This window comes from Streptomyces sp. NPDC051576, from assembly GCF_040681835.1.
In the GTDB taxonomy this organism is placed as follows: Bacteria; Actinomycetota; Actinomycetes; order Streptomycetales; family Streptomycetaceae; genus Streptomyces.
In genome coordinates this window covers 61,634-77,303 of record NZ_JBFAZO010000017.1, presented here as the reverse complement: position 1 = coordinate 77,303, position 15,670 = coordinate 61,634, and the positions used below count along the sequence as shown (strand labels likewise).

18 protein-coding genes are annotated in these 15,670 nt (G+C 70.9%); 9 read left to right on the top strand and 9 right to left on the bottom strand.

What is annotated here, in order from left to right; translation table 11 throughout:
* Positions 1 to 483 (bottom strand): VOC family protein, encoded by a 483-nt coding sequence (locus AB0M63_RS41480; protein WP_366023021.1) that lies wholly within the window; start codon positions 481 to 483, stop codon positions 1 to 3.
* Between the two features lie 133 nt (positions 484 to 616).
* On the opposite strand from AB0M63_RS41480, the gene AB0M63_RS41475 reads away from it, so the two are divergent.
* The 3 genes from AB0M63_RS41475 (at position 617) to AB0M63_RS41465 (ending at position 3,176) form a co-directional block, all read left to right on the top strand.
* Positions 617 to 1,816: an epoxide hydrolase family protein gene (locus AB0M63_RS41475; protein ID WP_366023020.1), complete on the top strand. Its 1,200-nt coding sequence runs from the start codon at positions 617 to 619 to the stop codon at positions 1,814 to 1,816.
* Between the two features lie 102 nt (positions 1,817 to 1,918).
* Positions 1,919 to 2,572, top strand: coding sequence for an ATP-dependent Clp protease proteolytic subunit (locus AB0M63_RS41470; protein WP_366023019.1), 654 nt, complete (start codon positions 1,919 to 1,921; stop codon positions 2,570 to 2,572).
* A gap of 1 nt (position 2,573) precedes the next feature.
* Positions 2,574 to 3,176, top strand: coding sequence for an ATP-dependent Clp protease proteolytic subunit (locus AB0M63_RS41465; protein WP_355902517.1), 603 nt, complete (start codon positions 2,574 to 2,576; stop codon positions 3,174 to 3,176).
* A gap of 9 nt (positions 3,177 to 3,185) precedes the next feature.
* Here AB0M63_RS41465 and AB0M63_RS41460 read toward each other — a convergent pair whose 3' ends face one another.
* The gene (locus AB0M63_RS41460; protein WP_366023018.1) at positions 3,186 to 3,575 is read right to left on the bottom strand and encodes a helix-turn-helix transcriptional regulator; all 390 of its coding nucleotides are present in this window, start codon (positions 3,573 to 3,575) and stop codon (positions 3,186 to 3,188) included.
* 87 nt (positions 3,576 to 3,662) lie between these two features.
* On the opposite strand from AB0M63_RS41460, the gene AB0M63_RS41455 reads away from it, so the two are divergent.
* Positions 3,663 to 4,442 carry a class I SAM-dependent methyltransferase gene (locus AB0M63_RS41455; RefSeq protein WP_366023017.1) on the top strand — a complete coding sequence of 260 codons (780 nt, stop codon included), beginning with the start codon at positions 3,663 to 3,665 and terminating at the stop codon, positions 4,440 to 4,442.
* A gap of 4 nt (positions 4,443 to 4,446) precedes the next feature.
* Here AB0M63_RS41455 and AB0M63_RS41450 read toward each other — a convergent pair whose 3' ends face one another.
* Both AB0M63_RS41450 and AB0M63_RS41445 read right to left on the bottom strand, forming a co-directional pair.
* Positions 4,447 to 4,908, bottom strand: a complete 462-nt coding sequence (locus AB0M63_RS41450; RefSeq protein WP_355902522.1) for an ATP-binding protein — start codon at positions 4,906 to 4,908, stop codon at positions 4,447 to 4,449.
* Between the two features lie 83 nt (positions 4,909 to 4,991).
* Positions 4,992 to 6,254 (bottom strand): DUF6777 domain-containing protein, encoded by a 1,263-nt coding sequence (locus tag AB0M63_RS41445; protein WP_366023016.1) that lies wholly within the window; start codon positions 6,252 to 6,254, stop codon positions 4,992 to 4,994.
* 169 nt (positions 6,255 to 6,423) lie between these two features.
* Between AB0M63_RS41445 and AB0M63_RS41440 the strand changes: the two genes are divergently transcribed.
* Positions 6,424 to 7,713: a streptophobe family protein gene (locus AB0M63_RS41440; protein ID WP_366023015.1), complete on the top strand. Its 1,290-nt coding sequence runs from the start codon at positions 6,424 to 6,426 to the stop codon at positions 7,711 to 7,713.
* Between the two features lie 31 nt (positions 7,714 to 7,744).
* On the top strand, positions 7,745 to 8,167 hold the full coding sequence (locus AB0M63_RS41435; RefSeq protein ID WP_355902528.1) for a nuclear transport factor 2 family protein: 423 nt from the start codon (positions 7,745 to 7,747) through the stop codon (positions 8,165 to 8,167).
* On the opposite strand, the gene AB0M63_RS41430 is transcribed toward AB0M63_RS41435, so the two are convergent.
* The 4 genes from AB0M63_RS41430 to AB0M63_RS41415 all read right to left on the bottom strand — a co-directional run bounded on the left by AB0M63_RS41430 (position 8,168) and on the right by AB0M63_RS41415 (position 12,538).
* Positions 8,168 to 9,151, bottom strand: coding sequence for a serine/threonine-protein kinase (locus AB0M63_RS41430; RefSeq protein WP_366023014.1), 984 nt, complete (start codon positions 9,149 to 9,151; stop codon positions 8,168 to 8,170).
* Positions 9,141 to 9,689, bottom strand: a complete 549-nt coding sequence (locus AB0M63_RS41425) for a hypothetical protein (RefSeq protein WP_366023013.1) — start codon at positions 9,687 to 9,689, stop codon at positions 9,141 to 9,143. Before AB0M63_RS41425 ends, AB0M63_RS41430 begins: the two co-directional genes overlap by 11 nt.
* A gap of 26 nt (positions 9,690 to 9,715) precedes the next feature.
* Complete coding sequence (locus tag AB0M63_RS41420; protein ID WP_366023012.1) at positions 9,716 to 12,055, bottom strand: FHA domain-containing protein; 2,340 nt, start codon at positions 12,053 to 12,055, stop codon at positions 9,716 to 9,718.
* A gap of 72 nt (positions 12,056 to 12,127) precedes the next feature.
* Positions 12,128 to 12,538, bottom strand: a complete 411-nt coding sequence (locus AB0M63_RS41415; protein ID WP_355902536.1) for a hypothetical protein — start codon at positions 12,536 to 12,538, stop codon at positions 12,128 to 12,130.
* A 368-nt stretch (positions 12,539 to 12,906) separates the two neighbouring features.
* Between AB0M63_RS41415 and AB0M63_RS41410 the strand changes: the two genes are divergently transcribed.
* The gene (locus AB0M63_RS41410; protein WP_366023011.1) at positions 12,907 to 13,290 is read left to right on the top strand and encodes a nuclear transport factor 2 family protein; all 384 of its coding nucleotides are present in this window, start codon (positions 12,907 to 12,909) and stop codon (positions 13,288 to 13,290) included.
* A gap of 75 nt (positions 13,291 to 13,365) precedes the next feature.
* Positions 13,366 to 13,653, top strand: coding sequence for a DUF1905 domain-containing protein (locus AB0M63_RS41405; protein WP_366023010.1), 288 nt, complete (start codon positions 13,366 to 13,368; stop codon positions 13,651 to 13,653).
* On the opposite strand, the gene AB0M63_RS41400 is transcribed toward AB0M63_RS41405, so the two are convergent.
* A complete protein-coding gene (locus tag AB0M63_RS41400) occupies positions 13,643 to 14,572 on the bottom strand; it encodes an AraC family transcriptional regulator (protein ID WP_366023009.1) in 930 nt (309 codons plus the stop codon). The genes AB0M63_RS41405 and AB0M63_RS41400 overlap by 11 nt on opposite strands.
* Before the next feature lie 114 nt (positions 14,573 to 14,686).
* Between AB0M63_RS41400 and AB0M63_RS41395 the strand changes: the two genes are divergently transcribed.
* Positions 14,687 to 15,670: an oxidoreductase gene (locus AB0M63_RS41395; protein ID WP_366023008.1), complete on the top strand. Its 984-nt coding sequence runs from the start codon at positions 14,687 to 14,689 to the stop codon at positions 15,668 to 15,670.

The window sequence follows — 15,670 nt, the reverse complement described above, 5'->3', positions numbered from 1 at the left end:
TCACTCCCCCGCGAAGGCCTTCTCCAAGGCGGCGAGGTCGAACTTGCTCATCTTCATGAACGCCTCGGTCGCCCGGGCGACCTTCGCGGGGTCCGGGTCGGTGATCATGTCGATCAGCCGGTTGGGGACGACCTGCCAGGACAGGCCGAACTTGTCCTTGAGCCAGCCGCAGGGGCCGGGCTCACCGCCGCCTTCGATGAGTTTCGCCCAGTAGTAGTCGATGTCCTCCTGGTTCTCGCACGGGATCTGGAAGGAGATCGCCTCGGTGAACTTGAACTCCGGGCCGCCGTTCAGCGCGACGAACTTCTGGCCGAAGGCCGTGAACTCGACGGTGAGCACCGAGCCCTCCGGCTGCGGGGCGCCCTGGCCGTAGTGGCTGGTGCGGCCGATGCTGGAGTTCTTGAAGATCGACACGTAGAGCTGGGCGGCCTCCTCGGCCTGGCCGTCGAACCAGAGACACGTGGTGAATCCGTCGGTGGTCATGCGTTCCTCCATGGGCTCCTGGGGCATCGAACACGGTCATCTGTATCGACCGATCCTCCCCGCGAAACTCATCGGTCGGGCGGCCGAATAATCCAGATGGCCGACCCCCGGCCCGCGACTAGGCTCGCAGTCCATGACGTATCCGCAGGCAGACAGCGTCCGCCCGTTCCGCATCGACATCCCCCAGGCCGACCTCGACGATCTGCACGCCCGCCTCGACCGCACCCGCTGGCCCGACGAGCTGCCCGGCACCGGCTGGGCGTACGGCGTACCGGCCGGCTATCTGCGGGAGCTGGTGCGGTACTGGCGGCACGAGTACGACTGGCGTGCGGCCGAGGCCGAGCTGAACACGTGGCCGCAGTTCACGACCACCATCGACGGCTCGAACATCCACTTCGCGCACATCCGCTCCCCGGAACCGGACGCCACCCCGCTGGTCCTCACCCACGGCTGGCCGGGCTCGATCGTCGAATTCGTCGACATCGTGGGCCTGTTGACCGATCCGGCGGCCCACGGCGGCGACCCGGCCGACGCCTTCCACGTGGTCGTGCCGAGCATCCCCGGGTTCGGCCTCTCCGGGCCGCCCGCCGACACCGGCTGGGAGGCGGGCCGCATCGCCGACGCCTGGGCCGAGCTGATGAGCCGGCTGAGCTACGAGCGGTTCGGCGCGCAGGGCGGCGACTGGGGCTCGGCGATCTCCCGCGAGCTGGGCCGCGCCCACCCCGACCGGGTGATCGGCGTCCATCTCAACCTGCTGCCGGGTGCGCAGGCGCTCACCGAACCCACCCCCGAGGAGTTGGCCGCGCTCGGCCCCGAGGAGCGGGCGGACGCCCTGGAATCCTGGCGCCGCTGGGCCGCCTGGTCGCGTGAGGGCACCGGATACGCCGTCCTGCACTCCACCCGCCCGCAGACCCTTGCCTACGGCCTCACGGACTCGCCGGTCGGCCAACTCGCCTGGATCGTCGAGAAGTTCAGGGAGTGGACCGACTCGGAGGAACTGCCCGAGGAGGCCGTCGACCGGGACCGGCTGCTCACCAACGTGATGCTGTACTGGCTCACGGGGACCGCCGGTTCGGCCGCCCGGATCTACTACGAGCGGGCCCACGCCACCGGCGCGCGGGCCGCCGCACCCACCCTCCCGTCGACCGTCCCCACCGCACTCGCCGTCTTCCCCGCCGAGATCCAGCTCCCGCTGCGCCACAAGGCCGAGCGGACCGAGAACATCGTGCGCTGGACCAGGCTCGACCGGGGCGGCCACTTCGCCGCCATGGAGGAACCGGACCTGCTGGCCGCCGACGTCCAGGCCTTCTTCCGCCAACTCCGCGAGAAGTGACCGCTCTGCCCACGGCGAATCTGCTACCAGCCTAGAAACCCGCAGTTCGGGCGCTTCCCGGTCGACAGTGGAGACATCACACAGCCTCGACAAGGAGGACCGATGTCTCCACTCACCGCCGGTCTCGCGCCGCCCTTCATGCCACGCGCCGAGGAACTCGACACCCCGTCCTCACGCTTCGACGACCACCTGGCCGCCCAGTTGCTCGGGCAGCGGATCGTCTTCCTCGGCACCCAGGTCGACGAGGTCTCCGCGAACCGGGTCTGCGCGCAGTTGCTGCTCCTGTCCGCGGAGGACCCGCGCACGGACATCAGCCTGTACCTCAACAGTCCCGGCGGCTCGGTGACGGCGGGCCTCGCCATCTACGACACGATGCAGCTGATCCCGAACGACGTGTCGACGCTGGCGATGGGCTTCGCGGCGAGCATGGGCCAGTTCCTGCTCAGCGTCGGCGCCCACGGCAAGCGCTACTCGCTCCCCCACGCGCGGATCATGATGCATCAGCCGTCGGCGGGCATCGGCGGCACCACCGCCGACATCGAGATCCAGGCGGAGAGCCTGGAGCACACGAAGAGGACCATCGAACGCCTCACCGCCCAGCACACCGGCCAGACCGAGGAGACGATCTCCCGCGACGGCGACCGCGACCGCTGGTTCACGGCGGAACAGGCAAAGGAGTACGGCATGGTGGACCAGGTCGTCGCCTCACTGGCCGACGTGCGCCCGGCCGCCTCCAAGCGACGGATGGGGCTCTGACATGGGGACGTACACGATTCCGAACGTCGTCGAGCGGACCCCGCAGGGCGAGCGGTCCTACGATGTGTTCAGCCGGCTGCTGGCCGAGCGGATCATCTTCCTCGGCACCGAGATCGACGACGGCGTCGCCAACGTCGTCATCGCGCAACTCCTCCATCTGGAGTCGTCGTCCCCGGAGAGCGAGATCGCGATCTACATCAACTCCCCCGGCGGATCGTTCACTTCGCTGATGGCGATCTACGACACGATGACGTACGTACAGGCCCCGATCTCGACCTTCTGCGTCGGCCAGGCCGCCTCGACGGCGGCCGTGCTGCTCGCGGGCGGCGACCCGGGGCGGCGGTTCGTCCTGGAGCACGCGCGGGTACTGCTCGGCCAGCCGGCGAGCGGCGGGCAGCGCGGCATGGTCTCCGATCTCGCCCTCCAGGCGAAGGAGATGGTGCGGATCCGCGCCCAGGTTGAGGAGGTGCTGTCCCGGCACACCCACCACGACATCGCGACGCTGCGCGCCGACATGGACCGCGACAAGGTGTTCACCGCGCACGAGGCGGTGGCGTACGGCCTCGCCGACGAGGTGGTCAGCAGGCGCCTCGTCGCGGCCTGAGCGACCTCGTCAGGCGGCGACCAGGCACAGCCCGTTGTACGGCGAACTCACCCTGCTCCGTTGCCTGTTGCGGTGCTGGGTGAATTCGTCCCGGGCCAGGGACAGCAGGTCGCCGAGGTCGAGACCGAGGGCGTGGGCGGCGGCCGCGAGCACCTCCGAGGAGGCCTCCTTGCGGCCCCGCTCCACCTCCGAGAGATACGGCATGGAGATCCGGGCGGCGTCGGCCACGTCCTTCAGGGTGCGCTCCTGGGCGAGACGCTCGCGCCGCAGGACGTCACCGACCAGGTCGCGCCACAGCGGCTCCTTGGGCGCTGGAACCGTCGGCTCCGGCAGGTGAGGGGCCGGCTCGTGCGGGCGCAGGGGGATCACGCGGGCTTGGTTCGGCGCTTGGTTGCTCACCCCCTCAGACTAAAAGCGCTGGACGCCAGGGCAAGGGATGAGCATTCTGCCCTGGGTGGAATCGCCGGGACGAAGGGTGCGAGAACGGTGCTGCGCGACACTTTCGACGGGGCGGCCGAGCGCTACGACCGGGCCCGCCCCCGGTATCCGCGCCCGCTGGTCGAGGAACTGGCCCGCACCGCCGCTCTCGGCCCGCACAGCCGGGTCCTGGAGATCGCCCCCGGTACCGGCCAACTCACCGTCCCGCTGGCCGAGTTCGGCTGCCGACTGACCGCCGTGGAGCTGGGTCCGTCGCTGGCGGCGGTGGCCCGGCGCAATCTGAGCGCGTTCCCGCGGGCGGAGGTGCGGGTGGCGGATTTCGAGCGGTGGGAGCTGCCGGACGAGCCGTTCGACCTGGCGGTGATCGCGACGGCGTACCACTGGCTGGATCCCAGGACGCGGGTCGCGAGGGTGGCGTCCGCGCTGCGACCCGGCGGGACGTTCGCGGTCGTCACCACCCACCATGTCGCGGGCGGCACGCAGGAGTTCTTCGACCGTTCCCAGCGCTGCTACGAACGCTGGGACCCGACCACCCCGCCCGGCTTCCGGAGTCCGACCGAGGACGAGTCCGTGACGGACACCGGCGAGTTCGAGCGCTCGGAGCACTTCGAGGGCGTGCGGGTGTGGCGCGGCGCACGGGAGATCACGTACACGACCGACGAGTACCTCGACGTCCTGCTCACGTACTCGAACCATCTCGCCCTGGACGAGCCCTCCCGCGAGGGCCTTCTGTCATGTCTCCGCGAGCTGCTGGAGACCCGGCACGGCGGCCGGGTCACCAAGCGATACCTGCACGAGGTGATCACCGCCACCCGCACCGGGACCTGAGCTTCTAGCGGTCCTCGCCGCTCAGCCGCACCACGGCCCGGACCCGCTTGCCGACCGGTACCCGTTCGACCGTCACCTGCGCGGCGAGGGCGTGGACGATCTCCAGACCGTGCCGGCCGATGCGCTCGGGGTCCCGGGCGAAGAGCCGGGGCAGGGCGATGCTGCTGTCGCAGACGGACACCGTCACCGCGGTGTCCGTGCCCTCCAGCTCCAGGATGTACGGGCCGTTGCTGTGCCGGTCCGCGTTGGTGACCAACTCGCTCACGACCAGCAGCAGTTCGCTGTCGGCGCGGTCGTCGATCGTGGCGCACCACTCTGTCCTGAGCTGCTCCAGGAACATGTGCGTGAGGTGCCGTGCCGCAGAGATGCAGCCTGGTTCGCCGGTGTAGTGCGCCGCCCGCCTCAGCGGTTCCACGGGCACGTCGAAACGAGTCGGTATCACTACCCCGTCCCGGTGGTCGATCATGCGTGTCTCTCTCGAAAGCGGGCGCCGGTCTGTTGCTGTCGCATCAGTGCTCGTACCCAGCAACACGCTCGGCAGTCCCCCTATCAGAGTGACGGTGGACTCGTCGCCGACCAAACCGGCGCGCTGAGGGTGGAGACCGATGTCGACGCCGAGGTCGTCGTGTCGGAGGCGAGCGATTCGGGTGGGGACGACGAGGCCGACGAGGCGGCGGAGGACTCGGTCGACGGCGGTTCGGAGGACGGCGACTCCGTACTCGGGGACGAGGAGGACGGGGAGGACGGGGACGACGGGCTGCTCGACGTCGGCGGGCACGGGCTCGTTGACGTGCCGGGCGTTCCCGGAGTGCCGGGGGCCGAGGAGGCGCACGGCGACGGCGAGTTGGAGGACGGCGAGGTCGGCGGGGACACGGTCACCGAGGGGCTGGCCGGGTTCAGCGGCGCCGGGGTCCGGTGGTCGTGCCGGCCCGTGTCTCCGTGGTGGCGGCCGAACCAGTGGCCGTTGTGGGGGTCGTAGATCACGAAGATGTTGATGATCTGCGGTGCGGGCGTGACCACGACGACGTTCTGCGGCCGGTACGACGACCAGGTGTCGCCGGTCGGCTTGGGGGTCGTCTGCTGGGCGACGGGCGGCGACAGCGGGTTGCCGCAGGCGCACCGCACGCGGGGCACGCCGTGGCCGTCGACGAGGACGGCGGTGCCGGCCTGGAGGACGGCCTGGTAGCTGGTGGCGGCGCCGTCGCGGTAGCCGTGGTTGGTGACGCGGGTGTCCATGCGCAGTTGTACGGGGGTGAGCAAGCGCAGGTAGGCGGGGACTCCGGCGGGCTGGACGCCGACGACGGACGCGAACGCCGTGTTCTTCGCGGGGGCCGCCTGGAGGGCCTTGATCTGCTTCTCCACGTCACAACTGGAGACGTTCTGGGTGCCGCCGTAGAGGCCGGGGGCACCGCCCTCGACACCGCGGACCGCGTTCGCCGGTTCCGAGGCGGTGGGTGAGGCGGAGACGGGCGGGGCGGAGTTCTCGGTCGCCGAGGACTCGGTGAACGGGTCGGGGCCGGTCTTCGCCGCGGCCTGGAGGAAGACCTCGCCCTTGGTCGCCGTGCTGGTCGAGCCGCCGCTGTCGGAGCGGGTGGTGAGGACCACGGCGAGGACGACGGCGGCCACCACGGCGGTGGTGAGGATCGCGACGCGTGGGGCCGACTTCCACCAGGGGCGATGTGGCTCGGGTGCGCCCGGCCCACCGCCGCCCGTGGGCTGCGAGGGCGGGCCCGAAGGCGGCTGGGAGGGTCCCGACAGCGGACCCGAGGGCGGTCCGGTGGGGCGGCCTGAAGACGGAGGTTCGACGCTCACGAGCTCTTCTTCCCGACGCGGGCTAGAGCGGCATTTCTGATGGTTCATGCCGCTATATCCACTTATCCGCAACGAACCCATTGTGTGCTCCGGTCCCGGTCCGCTCGCAAGCCGACGCGGACGGCCCTCCCGGCGGGCGCGCTCCGCGAGCGCTGCCTACGGTGGCAGCGTGAGCCCCGAAACCCCCTCTGACCAGGCAGTCGCCCGCCACGGCTGGGTCCAGGCCCTGACCACGGTCCTGGCCGGGCTGCTCACCATGGGTGTGGTCGCCGCGCTGGGCCTGTGGGCGGCGGGCGCGACGGACCTCCCGGACGGGGCCTTCCCCCGGGTCGTCACGGCGACGGTGGTGACGGCGGTCGGCGGCACGGTGAAACTCGCCGGGAACGCGGGCTCGCTCGCCGACACGAAGGCGGGCCTGACCGTCATCCCCCTCTCGGTGACCCTGGCCGGCGCCCTCACGACCGCCGCCGGTTTCCTACGGCCGCTGCGGCACCGCGCGGTCGCCTCGGCCGGGGAACTCGCCGGCTGGGCAGCCCGTGTCGCCGTCCTGTGGCTGCTCGGTCTGATCGGACTGGCCCTCGGCGCGCGCCAGAAGTTCTCGATCTCCCTGGGCAACGGAACCCTCGGCGACATCGGCGACCTGCTCGGCGCGTCACCGGAGGTCGGCTTCGAGGCGGACGTCGCACAGACGGTCCTGTTCGGTCTGCTGTGGCTGGCGGGTGTCCTGGTGCTCGCCCTCCTCGTGTCGCCGGGGGCACCCCTCCCCGCCCGTTTGCTGCGCTTCCACGCGTCGGTGCGCCCGGCCGCGTACGCGGTGGTGGCCCTTCTGCTCGTCTACGTCGCGCTCGGCATCGTGGTCTGCCTCGTGGTCGCGGCGACACGTGGCCAAGTCACCCAGTCCCTCGCCCTGATCCTGCTCGGCATGCCGAACCTCGTCTGGCTGGCCCTGACGATCGGCCTGGGCGCCACCTGGAACGGCCGGGTGCACGGCCCCTTCGGCCTGCCGATGCCCCACCTGCTGGACGAGGTCCTGCGCACCCCGGACGTCTCCACCCTGAACCTGCGCTCCCTCGCCGCCTACGACGGCCGGGTGTGGTGGCTCCTCGTCGTGAACGCGGTCCTGCTCCTGTCCGCCGCGTTCCTGATGGCCGTCCGCTCGCCGTCCCACGTCCGCGCCTGGCAGCACGCCGTCCACCTCGCGGTCGCCCTCGCCCTCGCGGTCCTCATGATCTGCCTGGTCGGCCGCGTCTCCGCCCACTACGGCCTCTCCCTCCTCGGCATCGGCGACGTGGGCGGCGGCCTCTCCGGCGACCTGTTCCTGAAGCCGGAGCTGTGGTCGGCGGTGGGGCTGGCCGCGCTGTGGGGGTTCGTGGCGGGGTTCCTGGGGGCGTTGGTGGCTCGGCCGGTGCGGAAGCGGGGCGAGGTCGAAATTCCCGCGCGGCCTCGGCGTCCGGCGTGAGAGTGTGCGCGCAGCCGAGGGAAGGGCAGACATGGCATTGGCTCTCGAAGACCGCCTGGCCATCCAGGAGTTGATCGCACTCCACGGCCACCTGGTCGACGAGGGCGAACTCGACCGGGTGGCCGAGGTGTTCACCCCGGACGTCGAGTACGACCTCAGCGACTTCGGCCAGGGCACGGTCACCGGTCTCACCGCCTTCGTGGACGCGGCACTGGCGTTGGGTGCCGGGAACCCCGTCGCGCATCACGTCACGAACGTGGTGATCGAGGAGCCGGTCGAGGGACGGGTCCGGGTCCGGTCGAAGGGGCTGGGGGTCAAGGCGGACGGGTCGTGCGGGTCGGTGACGTACATCGACACGGTGGTGCGGGTGGGGGCGGGTTGGCGGATCTCGCAGCGCAAGCTGGTGGCGCGACGAGTGCCACTGAACGGGCCGGCACCGGAGACCGGGCTGTGACTAGGGGCGTCGTCTGAACACCGGTTCCGCCCATGACGGCGGTTCCGGAGGCCGCTCGTTCGGCACGGCTCCGGCTGCTACCCGCAGGTCGACCTCGGTGGGCGCGTGCCCGGCGATGCCTCCGCGCAGGTCCGTGACGAACGCGAGGCACGAGTCGTAGCGGTCGTCGGGGCTCTTGGCCAGTGCCTTCGCGAAGACGGTGTCGACGTGGGCGGGCAGGTCCGGGCGGGATTCGGTGAGCGGGGACGGCAGGTCGTACTGGTGGGCCCAGAGCAGGGCCATGTCGTCGTCGCGGCGGAACGGTGGCCGGCCCGCGAGGGTCTCGTGGACGACGCAGGCGAGGCCGTACACGTCGCAGCGCCCGTCGACCGGCCGCCCGGAGATCTGCTCGGGGGCGACGTAGTCGAGCGTGCCGACGAACTGGCCCACCGTCGTGAAGCCGGTCAGGGACAGCGACTTCTTCGTCAGGCCGAAGTCGGTGAGGTACACGTGCTCGGGGTGGTCGCTGTCGGTGCCGCGGGCGACCAGGATGTTGCCCGGTTTCACGTCCCGGTGGACCAGGCCGTGTTCGTGGGCGGCGTCCAGCGCGGACGCGACCTGGGTGGCGATGCGGACGGCCGTCGGGAGCGCCAACGGGCCCGCACGGTCCAGGAGATGGCGCAGATCGCTGCCGGCGACGTAGCGCATGGCGATGTAGAGGACGCCGTCGGTCTCGCCCGCCTCGAAGACGGGCACGATGTGCGGGTGGTCGATCGCGGCGGCGACCCGGGACTCGTGGGTGAAGCGTTTGCGGAAGGTGTCGTTGCGGGCCAGTTCGGGGGCCAGCAGTTTGAGGGCGACCGTGCGGTCCAGGCGCAGGTCGTGGGCGCGGTAGACGACGGCCATGCCGCCGCGGCCGATCTCGTCCTCGATGCGGTAGCCGGCGATCTGCTGCCCGACGAGTTCGGAGGGGCGGCCGGAGAAGAGGCTCGCGTCACGGGCCATCGGGGCTCACGACCTGGGTGGGGGCGTGGCCGGGGTCGGCCGGTTCGGCGCGGGGTCCGTCGTCCGAGGCGAAGGTGCTGATGCGGGTGCCGTCGCTGTGCACCCAGCGTTCGTGGTCGGCGTCGTAGAGCCAGACGGATTCGCCGTCGACGACCACCCCGATCCGCAGGCCCTTGGTGCGGGCCGCGAAGGACGCGCCGTCGAGGCCGCCGCCCGCGAGGTCCTCGACGGCGCTCCGGTAGCGGGTGAGGGCCTGTTCGGCGCGGGCGAGCAGAGGGCGTGGGTCGGCGGTGCGGGTGAGGGGGCCGCCGGCCGCCGGTGGTTCCTGGGCGACGGAGATCAGCTGGCGGCCGTCGACCCAGGCGGACCAGCCGTTGGAGCACAGGGCGTGGGCCCAGTCGCCGCGCCGTTCGAGGAGCTGGACCGGAAGCAGTGCGTCGAGCGGCACGGTGGGGCGGGCGGGGTCCGGGGCCTCCCAGGCGGGCATCCCGTGCTCGGGGACGACGTGCGTCGGCCGGAATCCGGGGGTCGGCGTCATGGGCGTCATGGTCATCGTGGTGGCCCCTACTTCCGCATCACGGCGGGTTCGTGCCGCCGCAGCAGCCGGGACACCAGGAGGCCGAAGAGCAGCGACAGCACGATGAGCATGCCCATGTTGAGCAGCCACACCCCGGCCGAGTGCCGGAACAGTGGATCGGCGGTCAGCTCGCCCGGCACGATCCGGGCAAGGCCGACGGTGCCGGCCATCCCGCCGAGCGCCCACCGCGAGGGCACCAGCCAGGAGAGCTGTTCCAGGCCGGGCACGCCGTGCAGTTTCAACAGGGCGCCGCAGAACACCACTTGGACGATGGCGAGCAGCACGAGCAGGGGCATCGTCACCTCCTCCTTGCGCACCATCGCGGAGACCAGCAGGCCGAGCATCATCGCGGTGAACGCCAACAGTGCGACGGCCACGGTGATCTCGATCAGTGGTGGCATCAACACCCCTTTACCGCCCGGCGCGTTGAGATCCACGCCGAACAGGCCGACCAGGGTGAGCACCACGGCCTGCGCGACGGTGATCGCGCCCAGGACGACGACCTTGGAGAGCAGGTAGGCCGATCTGGACAGGCCGACGGCTCGCTCGCGCCGGTAGATCGCGCGTTCCTTGACGAGTTCGCGCACCGCGTTGGCCGCTCCGGTCAGGACTCCGCCGACGCACAGGATGAGCAGCGCGTTCATCGCCGTCTCCTGGGTCAGCTTGCTCCCGGCGAGCGCGCGGGCCATCGCGCCCATCACGAACGGCAGCGCGATCATGATGGCGAGGAAGGTCCGGTCGGCGCCGAGGGCCGCGGTGTAGCGCCGTACCAGCGTGCCGAGTTGGGCGCCGCGGCTGCGGGGTCTGGGCGGTGGGGCCACGGCGACCGGGCCGTCGCCGAGCTGGTGCGGCTGCGCGGTCGAGTTGCGGATGTACTGGCGGTGGAAGGGCGATTCCGCGAACTCCCGCGCCCAGTCCCGTTCTTGATCCCGCTCGAAGGCCTCGAAGGCCTCCGGCCAGTGCTCGAAGCCGAAGAACGCGAGGGCGTCGCCGGGCGGCCCGTAGTAGGCGACCCTGCCGCCGGGCGCGAGCACCAGGAGCCGGTCGCACACGTCGAGGCTGAGGACGCTGTGGGTGACGACGATGACGGTACGGCCGTCGTCGGCGAGGCCGCGCAGCATGTGCATCACCGAGCGGTCCATGCCCGGGTCGAGACCGGAGGTCGGTTCGTCGAGGAAGAGCAGCGACGGTTTGGTCAGCAGCTCCAGGGCCACGCTGACACGTTTGCGCTGGCCGCCGGAGAGGCTGTGCACGGGCTGCCCGGCGCGCTGTTCGAGCCCGAGTTCACGGATCACCTCGTCGACCCGGGCCCGCCGCTCGGCCTTGGCGGTGTCCTGCGGGAAGCGCAGTTCGGCCGCGTAGGACAGGGCGCTGCGCACGGTGAGCTGGGCGTGCAGGATGTCGTCCTGCGGGACCAGGCCGATGCGCTGGCGCAGCTCGGCGTAGTCCCGGTAGAGGTCGCGGCCGTCGTACAGGACGGTGCCGCGGTCGGCGGGGCGCTGGCCGGTGAGCGCGTTGAGGAGGGTGGACTTTCCGGCGCCGCTGGGTCCGACGACGGCGAGCAGGCATTTCTCGCCGACCGGGAACGACACCTGGTCGAGGAGGACCTTGCGGCCGTGGTCGACGGCGACCGTGAGGTCCTGCACGTCGAGGGAGACCTCGCCGGTGTCGACGTACTCCTGCAACTGGTCGCCGACGAGACAGAACGCGGAGTGTCCGATACCGACGATGTCGCCCGTGCCGATCGGGGCGCGGGCGACGGGCTGGCCGTTGAGGTAGGTGCCGTTGTGGCTGCCGAGGTCGACGATCTCGTAGGTGCCGTCGGCGAGGGCGCGCAGTTCGGCGTGACGGCGGGAGACGGTCAGGTCGTCGACGACGAGGTCGTTGTCGGCGGCCCGGCCGATGCGGACGGTACGGGCGGGCAGCGGCCTTACGGTGGTCGGTTGCTTGAAGGTGCCGGTCAAGGCGGGCATGGACACGGCCGAGGGGCGTTCCGGGGCCGGGGCGGGGCGGCCGGCCAGCACGACGCGGGGGCCGTCGGCCGGATTGCCGAAGCGGATCACGCTGCCCGGGCCGACGCCCCACTCCTGGATGCGGCGGCCGTCGGCGTAGGTGCCGTTGGTGCTGTGCTCGTCCGCCAGCGTCCAGTGGTCGGCCTCGGGGCGGAGGACCGCGTGGTGCCAGGAGACCCGGGCGTCGTCGATGACGATGTCGCTCAGGGGATCGCGCCCGACGTGGTAGTCGCGGCCCGGGGTCATGACCGTGGAGCCCGACTCGGTCTCCAGCAGGAGTTCGGGCGCCGCCGGCGCCATCGGCCGCTCTGACATGCCCTGAATTCTACCGATTCGTCCATATGTGTGCCCGGTCAGCGGTCAGGGCTGCGCCACGGGCGACACGTGTCAGGCGACAGGAACGACGAGTGCCGGAGCGGTCCGCTGCATACGGAGGGCGTCCACCGATTCGGCGAGCAGTTCGTACTCGGTGGTGTCGTCACTGATGGCGATCCGGACTAATCGTCCGGCCGCCAACTCGTAGGCCACGACCTCCTGTTGGGACACGTCACGGCTCCAGGTGCGCAGTGCCCGGGGTACGTCGACCACCGAGTCGGCGACCGGTACCAGGGCGCTCCTGGGGAAGCGCGGGTTGTCGGGTTGCGGGTCGAGCCGGTCGGCCATCCAGACCGCCCGGTCCCGTAACCACCACAGGGCCAGTGCCAGGGTGGGAGCGCGGTAGGTCCCCAAGGGCACCCCGACGCGCTGTCCGCCGCAACTGCCGTACGCGGTGACATGGCACAGGAATTCGTCGTGCACGATCACTCCCCCGTCGCGTGTCTCGAATGCCGGTCGGGCCTCGCTTTCCATGCGGCTCTGCTGGCGGCTCGGGTGGCTCAGGTGGTGCGCACGATGGCGGATTCGCATCGTGAAGAAGTGTCCTAGCAGTCGAGTATGTTCACTCCTGAAACACTGTCACCACGACTTTTTAGCCAGTCTCTTGGCATATTCACAGCCTTCTTTGGCCGAAATGCTTCGGAGGCCCTTTCCGGCGATCTCCCGCCGCCATTACCCGAGGGGTAATCGACGCTTCGCGCGGGCCCCGGCATGGTGGAGGCACCGGGTCGGCAGAGACCGATACCCGGCCCCTGACCAGTACGAACGACCTCGACGGAGGCTGATTCACCATGTCCGAGAACACCGACCGGTACGAGAATGCCGTCGCCCGCTACTTCGAGGCCTGGAACGCGGGCGATCCGGAGGCGCTGACGAAGGCGGTCGCCGCCGCCTGGTCCGTCGAGGGTACCTACACCGACCCGCTGGCGGCAGTCACCGGCCACACGGAGATCGCGGCGCTGATCGCCGGAGCCCAAGAGCAGTTTCCGGGGTTCGCCTTCCGTCCGCTGGCCACGGTCGACGGGCACCACGACACCGCGCGCTTCGCCTGGGAGTTGGTGAGCGAGGCTGACGGCTCGGCTCCCGTCGCCGGCTTCGACGTGATCACGCTGGACGCGGACGGCCGTATCCGCTCCGTGCTCGGTTTCCTCGACCGGGTGCCCGCCGGCGCCTGAGAGCCGGCGTCCGCGATGAGTTTCGCCGCTCGGGGCGGTCTCTTGTTCCGCAGGCCACCCCGAGCGGAGGACGTCATGAGCACCAACACCCCGTTGAACGAGGAATTCACCGCCGAATTGATCAAGAGCCCGAACGACGCCGGCTGGACCTATCTGGTCTGGCCGGAGTCCGTCGCGTTCTTCGGAACCCGCGGTCTCGTGAAAGTCCGCGGCACGATCGACGGCCACCCTTTCCGCAGTTCGTTCATGGCCCTGGGCGACGGCACCCACAAACTGCCCGTGAAAGCCGATCTCCGCAAGGCCATCGGAAAGGGCGAGGGGGACCGGGTCACCGTACGGCTCGAAGAACGGCTCAGCTCCTAGCCAGAGCCTCCTCGCGGTAACGCCGGGGGGCCACCCCGACCGCCCGTTTGAAGGCGTTGCTGAAGGCGCTCTCGGAGGTGTAGCCGACGGACCGGGCGAGCGCCCCGACCGGGGCGGTGTCCTGGCGCAGGGCCCGGGCGGCGAGGTTCATGCGCCAGTTCAGCAGATACGTCAGGGGCGGCACCCCGGCTGCCTCCTTGAACCGTACGGCGAACGTGGTGCGGGACATCGCCGCCGCCCGGGCCAGCTCCTCCAACTGCCAGGGGTGGGCCGGATCGCCGTGCATCAGGCGCAGCGCCGGGGCGAGCCGCTCGTCGGCGATGGCACGCAGCCAGCCGGGCGGCAGCCCGTCCGACTCGGCCAGACAGACCCGCAGTACCTGGACGAACATCAACTGCGCGAGCTGGGCCGAGACGAGTTCGACCCCGGCCCGGCGGGTCCGCATCTCGGCCGCCAACTGCCCTATGAGCCACCGCAGTACACCGGCCTCGGGCGAGTCGGCCCGTACGTGGACGAGTTCCGGCAGCGCCCGCCGCAGCAGGTCCCCGCGGTCCCGGCTCAGGTCGATGTGCCCGGACACGCAGACGACGTCCACGTCCTCGCCCGGCCCGAGCCGGCCCATCCGGGTCGCCGGGTCCATGACGACGTCCTCGGAGTCGGTGGGCTCGACCCCGGGCCGGCTGCACAGCGTGTACGGCTGTCCGCCGTCGGAGATCACCACGTCCCCCTCGGTGAGCCGCAGGGGTTCGCCGGCCGGCTCGCGGACCAGCAGACAGCCGCCCCGGACCACGGCATTCACCTTCAGCCGGTCGCGGCCGCGCAGTCGGATGGCCCAGTCCCCGCCGGCCGTGAAGCCGCCGGAGAACACACTGCGGGCGTCGGCGACGGCGAGGGCGTCGGACAGCGGATCCACGGACATGCTCGAACTATCACGCAAGTAATGCGGATTCTCAAGTATTCATCGTACGGATCCGTCACTCTACGGTGGTCCGGACAGCTCAAGCCGATGAGCAGAGATGGGAAGAGACCCGACATGACCACCGCACAGCAGCCCCTGAACTCCGGCTTCGGCGCCGCGTCCACCGCCGAGGAGGTGATCAAGGGCATAGACCTGACCGGCCAGGTCGCGATCGTCACCGGCGGCTACTCCGGCATCGGACTGGAGACGGCCCGTCTGCTGCGCGCGGCCGGCGCCGAGGTCGTCGTACCGGCACGGGACGTGGACCGGGCGCGTACAGCGCTGGAGGCCCTGCCCGGAGCCGAGGTCGAGCACTTGGACCTGATGGACCCGGCGTCGATCGACACCTTCGCACAGCGGTTCCTGGACTCCGGACGTCCGCTGCACCTGCTGGTCAACAGCGCCGGGATCATGGCGACTCCGCTGGCGCGGGACGCGCGCGGTCACGAGGCGCAGTTCGTCACCAACCACCTGGGCCACTTCCAGCTGACCGAACGGCTGTGGCCCGCGCTGGTCGCGGCGCGGGGCGCGCGGGTCGTGGCGCTCTCGTCCCGGGGCCACCGCTTCGGCGGCGTCGACTTCGACGACCTGCACTTCGAGCACCGGGACTACGATCCCTTCGCGGCCTACGGCCAGTCGAAGACGGCCAACGCCCTGTTCGCGGTGGAGCTGGACCGGCGCGGGAAGGAGCACCGCATCCGGGCGTTCTCCGTGCACCCGGGCCTGATCATCGACACCGGACTGGTCAAGCACATCGACCCGGAGTTCCTGCGGGCCGCGGGGACGATCGACGACGAGGGCAGGCCGGTCCGCGATCCCGAGCGGCAGATGAAGACCGTCCAGCAGGGCTCCGCCACCGGCGTCTGGTGCGCGACCAGCCCCCAACTCGCCGGTCTCGGCGGGGTCTACTGCGAGAACGTCGACATCAGCCCGCTGGTGACCCCCGAGAACGAGGCAGCCTGGTACGCCGGGGAGAACACCCCCGGCGTACTGCCCCGGGCCGCGGACCCGGAGGCGGCGGCCCGGCTCTGGGAGGTCAGCGAACGCCTGACGGCCTGA